The organism is Verrucomicrobiota bacterium (assembly GCA_037139415.1).
GTDB lineage: Bacteria > Verrucomicrobiota > Verrucomicrobiia > Limisphaerales > Fontisphaeraceae > JBAXGN01.
The window spans coordinates 1-6,229 of record JBAXGN010000293.1 but is presented as its reverse complement, the minus strand read 5'-3'; the positions used below and the strand labels follow the sequence as shown (position 1 = coordinate 6,229).

The following is a 6,229-nucleotide window of genomic DNA, read 5'->3' as shown; positions in this document are numbered from 1 at the left end:
GCTTCATGCCGATAGGCAAAGCACACCACAAAATCATCCGCGTAGCGGATCATCCTCTCCGAGCGCACCTGCCCAAAAATATTTTTGTAAAAGTTCTTTCAGATTTCGGTGTTCGCGCTTCGGACGTATTCCATCCTGTCCATCTTGTTCATCCTGTCTTCGTCTAGCTTCTGTCTTTCAGCTTTCGCGGTTTTAGCCTGTTTGGCGGTTTGAAGGTTCCAACTCCTGACTCCAAACTCCCAAATCTTCCGGTTATATTTTTCTGCCGGTTTCATCTTTCCGCAAGGTTCCATCCCCATTTTACCGGCCTTTTTCCCCTGAAATATCTTTTCAAACTTTTTTGATGGTCGGACCGTATTTGTCCTACCCCCCTTTGCTACGCTGCCCCCCGAAATGATGAACATTATGAATACAAAATACGAATTAACGACTATGAATAACAACACTTGCATCTGTCAGGAAAAGTTCCTGCTCTTCGTCACCCAGGGCGCGATTGCCCGCGACTTCACCCAAGGCACCCACGATAGCTACCGCATCGCACAGCTCGCCCGTGCCATCCCCGCCGCTGAAATCCCGGAGGACGCGACATCCGCCGTCATCGACTTCCTCGCCTACCTCGACCGCCGCACCCGCGCCAAACGCTGGATGATCCATTAGAGCGGTAAATAATGACGCAGCCCTGAAAGTCAAAACTGCGCACGGTATTTACGGGTAAAATATTAGCGCCGACTCACGTCGGCGACTACCCCTAATTTAATCACCATAGGAAGTTCACTTTTAAGGGTGCGAGTGGGAAAACTGTGGTCTGACCGTGACTCCGTCGGGCAGGATTGGAAACTGTGGTGCGACCGCGGCTACGTGGATTTCCTTTGCCCGATGGATTACACGCCCAGCAACACCAGCTTCGAAAACATGGTCCGTCAGCAGGTGGAGTGGGCGGGGAAAGTGCCGATCTATCCCGGCATCGGCATCAGCACCTTCCACCAGATGATGCCGGACCGCGTCATCGAGCAGATCCAGATCAGCCGGAAGAATCATACCGGCGGGTTCACCATCTTTAATTATGGAGAAACCGAGGCTCGGGATCTGTTGCCGCTGCTGGGCATGGGCATCACGGCCCCGGTGGGACGCGGGACGCGGTAGCGACGCAGTTACGACGGCAGGCGAGGCGGCCCGGAATAACGAGCCAAATAAGCGCTGGGGCACCCCATAGCAACTCAGCGACCTTTGGACGCGGGAGGAAGACGTCATGATCACATGAGTTTGAGTTTTTCCTCGATGTAGGCGAAGGTTTCGGGACGAATGCCGGCTTCGCTGTTATGCTTTGGCAAGGGTGGACGGACATCAGCGTTGGAGGTTTTGGCCAGGTACTTTGTCCAGAGTTCAAAGTATCTCATCATCACGGTGGGTGATGGGGATGGTTGCATAATCAAGTCCAGGAGGCGGAGTTTCAGGTGGTCGAGAAACAGGGTGTCAAAGTCCTGCGGCAGGGGCTTGGCGCGCAGGAGGTTTAGGGTGGATTCGGCGCGGTCGCGGAGGGTGGCCAGCCGGGTGAGGCTGGAATGCGCGGTGCTGGCGGTGGTCCGGTGGAGAACGCGGACGATGCGGCGGACATGGCGGCGAATGGTGGAGCGGAGCATGAAAAGTATAAAGTTTAAGGGCTAAAGGCTGAAGGAGTCAGGAGGCGACAGGATTGCAAATTGAGGGGAACAGCCAAGGGAATTTGAACCGCGAATCACGCCAAACACGCGAAAAGGGGGGACAAGATTGACCGGATTGATTTGGGCCGAAGCGCGAAATTCGAAGGAAGGCCGAAGGCCAAAAGCGGAATTGTTATGTTTTTGTGATGAAAACGATTTTTTATCACAAAATGTTATAAAATTGTGATGGAATGAATTTTTTATCACAAGAGTATAAATTCGAAGACCGAACCCGGAAAACTTTTGCAGAGAAATGAAGACAGGATGGAATACGGCCGAAGACGGCAGCCCGCCACTGACGCCAATCACGCGAATAGGGAAAATATTTGGACAGAATGAGCCTGATGGACAAGATCCGGGAAAACTGCAGTAACGGCGCTGACCATTGATGCCCGCCCGGCCTGGCCGCACGCAGTTCAAAGTTACTGTTCGATTCAGATTCGTTTTCAATCCATTCATGGGAGCAGCGTAACACAGGTTTAGGGAAGGTGGTTGCCTCCGGGAGGGAAATTCGGAGGGGCAAGACACAGACAGGCTGGACAGGAAAATCCGAAACTCAGAAAGCCGATGGTTGGAATAAGGTTCATTCATAGTATAGTTCATTCTCTGTTTGACATTAAACGTTGAATCCGATTTCCTGTCGCCATGTTGAGCCAATCAAGATGCCAGTTTCCATGGGCCATTTGCCATGGCATTCGCTGCGGGGATCGTGGCAGGGTTTTTTCTTGGATGCCGCGGCGTGGCATAATTATTCGGGAACGATCCAAAAGGAGGCGTCATGGGAAACAGGAAAAACTATGTCTGACCCCGAATTCGAAAGGAAATAGACATGTCCATCGAGATCGAACACCTTGACGACGAAACCGCGCTTCGCGTGCTTCGTGCCTTGGCCCGGGCACGCCCGAAAGGGGACGTGCCCGATGTCGCTCAATTGGCCCAAATTCTACCACCGCTGACCACCGGAGTTGAACCCAGTTCTGGTGTCCGCGACGCCGACCTGGCGCGTGCCGCCCTGGTCTGGTGGGCGCAGGACGCGCCGCAAGCCCGCACCATCGAATCCATCATCGCCGAACCGGCGCCTAAGCCTTACGCCTTCGATCCCGGTCTCGGTGCCTTGGTTTGCGTTCTCCTGCTGCTCAAGACCAAGGCGGTCATCGAACGCGACAAAGACGGCCGCTGGCACTTCAAAGCCGAATTGATCGAACTCAAACAAGGACCGCTCGGCGCGGTGCTCAACCTGTTCGCGAATTTGACCAAGAAAGGCTGACTGAGGAAACGAAAATGGCTGAACACCCGACACTCCAAATCCGACAGACGGCCGCCGGCAAGAAGCACAAGATTCGGCTCCTCCTGAAGCGTCCCGGTCAGGCAGACCTCACGGCCGAGGCCACAATCGCCTTCAACCTTACCGATCCGGAGCAGGAGGAGCTTCGCTGGTACATGGAAGACTACCTCACCGCCGCCGTAGCCGTCGAGGATGTGCAGGTCAACCAGATCGAAGACTGGATGAAGCGGCGGGGCATCGAACTGTACGAGAGCATCCTTGAGGGCAACCGCGACGTGCAACGTATTTTCGACAAGATCCTCGATGATCTGGCGGACTTGCGGATCGAAATCACCACCGGTATCGCTGAAGCCGCTTCCATCCCGTGGGAACTCATGCGCGACCCGCAGTCCGATTCCGCCATCGCCCTGCGTGTCCAATCCTTCGTCCGCGTCCAGTCAAACCCGAACACTGCTTTCATTCCCGTCCCGCCCGCCGCCGCCGGACGTCTCCGGCTGCTTTACGTCGTCTGCCGGCCGGGCGGCCGAAACGACGTCGAACTCCGGGCCGTGGCCAACCGGCTCTTGCAGGACTTGGGCAAAGACCTCGCCCGCTTCGACATCACCGCCCTGCGCCCGCCCACCTTCGAACAACTCCAGAAGGTACTCACCGACGCCAAAGCCGCCGGACACCCCTTCCACATCGTTCACTTCGACGGACACGGCGTTTATGAGGATCTGAGCAAAACCACCCTGGCTGACTGGGTAAAGGCCATCAGCCCTCTCATGCTCGGCAGCAAGCACAATGGCAAGCATGGCTATCTCCTCTTCGAGCATCCCGGCAGCCTGGAAAACCTGCGCCCCGTCTCCGGCGGCGAACTCGGCAAACTCCTCCACGACACCGGTGTGCCCGTGCTCGTCCTCAACGCCTGCCAATCCGCCATGCACGAAGCCACCGGCGAACACGAGAAGCAGACCGCCCCCGAGCAAGCTGATTCCGCACTCCGCACTCCGCATTCCGCATTCGAGAACGTCCACGACGAAGTCCGCGCCATCGGCTCGCTCGCCCAGGCCGTCATTGACCAGGGCATCCCCGCGGTGCTCGGCATGAGATACAGCGTTTTCGTCGTCACCGCCGCGCAATACATCGGCCAGCTCTACGCCGCGCTGGCCCAGGGCCGCCCCTTCGGCGAGGCCGCCAGCGAAGGCCGCAAGCACCTTGCCCGCAATCCCGACCGTTGGGTCACCCTCCAGAGCCATACGTTGCAAGATTGGTTCGTGCCCGTCGTCTATGAAGCCATGCCCGTCCACCTGCTGCCGCCCAAAGCCGCCGCTCCCGGCCTCGAACTCAACCGCCCCGAACTTGACCCCGCCCAGACCAATCCCGCGCTCCGCCGCTACGTCCCCGACACCGGCTTCGTGGGCCGCGACGAAACCCTCCTCCTGCTCGACCGCGCCTTCGACCTCCACCCCGTCGTCCTCCTGCACGCCTACGCCGGCCAGGGCAAATCCGCCACCGCCGTCGAGTTCGCCCGCTGGTACGCCCAGACCGGCGGCCTCGGTCCCCAGCCCGCCGTCCTGCTGACCTCCTTCGAGACCCACACCGACCTGACCAACGTGCTGAACCAGATTGGCCAGGTGTTCGCCCCGGCCCTGCAAGCCGGCGGCATCGAGTGGCACGCCCTGAACGACAACGTCGCCCGCCGCCGCCTCGTCCTCCAGATTCTCCAGCAAGTTCCCGTGCTTTGGATTTGGGACAACGTCGAGCCGGTCGTCGGCTTCCCTGCCGGGACCGAATCCGCCTGGACGCCCGCCGAACAAGCCGAACTGGCCGACTTCTTGAAGCAAATCGTCATGGCCAAGGGCACCCAAGCCCGAATCCTCCTCACCTCCCGGCGCGACGAACAGGAGTGGCTCGGCGGAATCCCGCACCGCGTGGAAATGCCCCGCATGAGAAGCAGCGCCGCCGCCGCCCTCGCCCGCAGCCTCGGCGCCGAGCGGAAGATCGCTCGCGAGGAAATCGCCGACTGGCAGCCACTGCTCGATTACTGTCACGGCAACCCGCTGACCCTCCGCGTCATCGTCGGTCAGGCCATCCGGATGAAGCTAAGCGGCCGGGAACCGATCGCGAACTTCGTGGAAGCCATCCGCAGTGGCGAGCAAGCCATCGAAGACACCGACGAGCGCCAGGGCCGCGACAAATCCCTCGGCGCTTCGCTCGACTACGGCTTCCGCCACGCCTTCAAGGACGACGAACTACCCATCGTCGCCCTGCTTCACCTGTTCCAAGGCACGGTGGATGTACGAAGCCTCCAGTTGGCGGGAGCAGTCGGCGACCACGCCCTGCCCGAACTCAAGGGCAAGACCAAGGAACACCTGACCAGTGTGCTGGACCGGGCACGGGAAACCGGCTTGCTGACTCACCTGGGCGGGACTTGGTACACCATCCATCCGGCGCTGCCGTGGTTCCTCCGCCAACTGTTCGCCCGGCACTACGATGGGCAGGCTGGCCGCTCGACCGCCACCGCCGCCCTGCGCGCCTGGGTCGAAGCCATCGGCGCGCTGGGCAACTACTACCACGACCAATTTTGTGCGGGCAACCGGGCGGTCATCCAATTCCTCGCCTTGGAGGAAGCCAACCTGCTGCACGCCCGCCGCACCGCCCGCCGCCACGGTTGGTGGGATCCCGTCACTTCCGCGATGCAGGGGCTTGACGAACTCTACGGCTACCAAGGCCGCCTGTCCGAATGGTCCCGGCTGGTCGCCGAAATCACGCCCGACTACTGCACCCAGGACGACGCCCCCATCTCCGGCCGGGAAGACCAATACAGCCTGATCATGGGCTACCGAGTCCGTCTGGCCCAAGACCACGCCCGCGACCTCCCCCGAGCCGCCGCCTTGCAGGAGGAGCGTGTCGCCTGGAACCGCCAGCAAGCCGCCCCCGACCTGGCCCTCCCGCCAGACGCTGCCCTTGACCCCAACCAGCGCAACCGCATCCGCTCGCTCGGCGTCTCGCTGGAATGGCTGTGCCACATCCTGCGTGAACAGAATAATCCTGGTTGCGTGGCAGCTTACGAGGAATGCATCCGATTGTACCAGCGCATCCAAGACACCGCCGGCGAAGCCACCACCTGCGCCAACCTCGGCCACGCCTACATGCAGATTCCCGCCATCCGCAACCTGGACACCGCGGAAGGCGCCTACCAGCGAAGCCTAGCAGCCTGTCGGACTTAGAAAAGCAGTTTTTTTAAGAAGCCCGGACATAA

At 59.7% G+C, this 6,229-nt stretch carries 6 protein-coding genes; 4 read left to right on the top strand and 2 right to left on the bottom strand.

Annotated features, from left to right (window positions below; all coding sequences use genetic code 11):
- The first annotated feature begins 405 nt into the window (after positions 1-405).
- The gene (locus WCO56_28445) at positions 406-657 is read left to right on the top strand and encodes a hypothetical protein (protein MEI7733533.1); all 252 of its coding nucleotides are present in this window, start codon (positions 406-408) and stop codon (positions 655-657) included.
- Between the two features lie 132 nt (positions 658-789).
- The gene (locus WCO56_28440; GenBank protein MEI7733532.1) at positions 790-1,143 is read left to right on the top strand and encodes a hypothetical protein; all 354 of its coding nucleotides are present in this window, start codon (positions 790-792) and stop codon (positions 1,141-1,143) included.
- Positions 1,144-1,253: 110 nt separating this feature from the next.
- Here the strand turns inward: WCO56_28440 and WCO56_28435 are convergent, their stop codons facing one another.
- On the bottom strand, positions 1,254-1,640 hold the full coding sequence (locus WCO56_28435) for a hypothetical protein (GenBank protein MEI7733531.1): 387 nt from the start codon (positions 1,638-1,640) through the stop codon (positions 1,254-1,256).
- Between the two features lie 21 nt (positions 1,641-1,661).
- Complete coding sequence (locus WCO56_28430) at positions 1,662-2,159, bottom strand: hypothetical protein (protein MEI7733530.1); 498 nt, start codon at positions 2,157-2,159, stop codon at positions 1,662-1,664.
- Positions 2,160-2,529: 370 nt separating this feature from the next.
- On the opposite strand from WCO56_28430, the gene WCO56_28425 reads away from it, so the two are divergent.
- Together WCO56_28425 and WCO56_28420 are read left to right on the top strand one after the other, a co-directional pair.
- On the top strand, positions 2,530-2,967 hold the full coding sequence (locus WCO56_28425) for a hypothetical protein (protein ID MEI7733529.1): 438 nt from the start codon (positions 2,530-2,532) through the stop codon (positions 2,965-2,967).
- 14 nt (positions 2,968-2,981) lie between these two features.
- On the top strand, positions 2,982-6,197 hold the full coding sequence (locus tag WCO56_28420; GenBank protein MEI7733528.1) for a CHAT domain-containing protein: 3,216 nt from the start codon (positions 2,982-2,984) through the stop codon (positions 6,195-6,197).
- Positions 6,198-6,229: the final 32 nt, after the last annotated feature.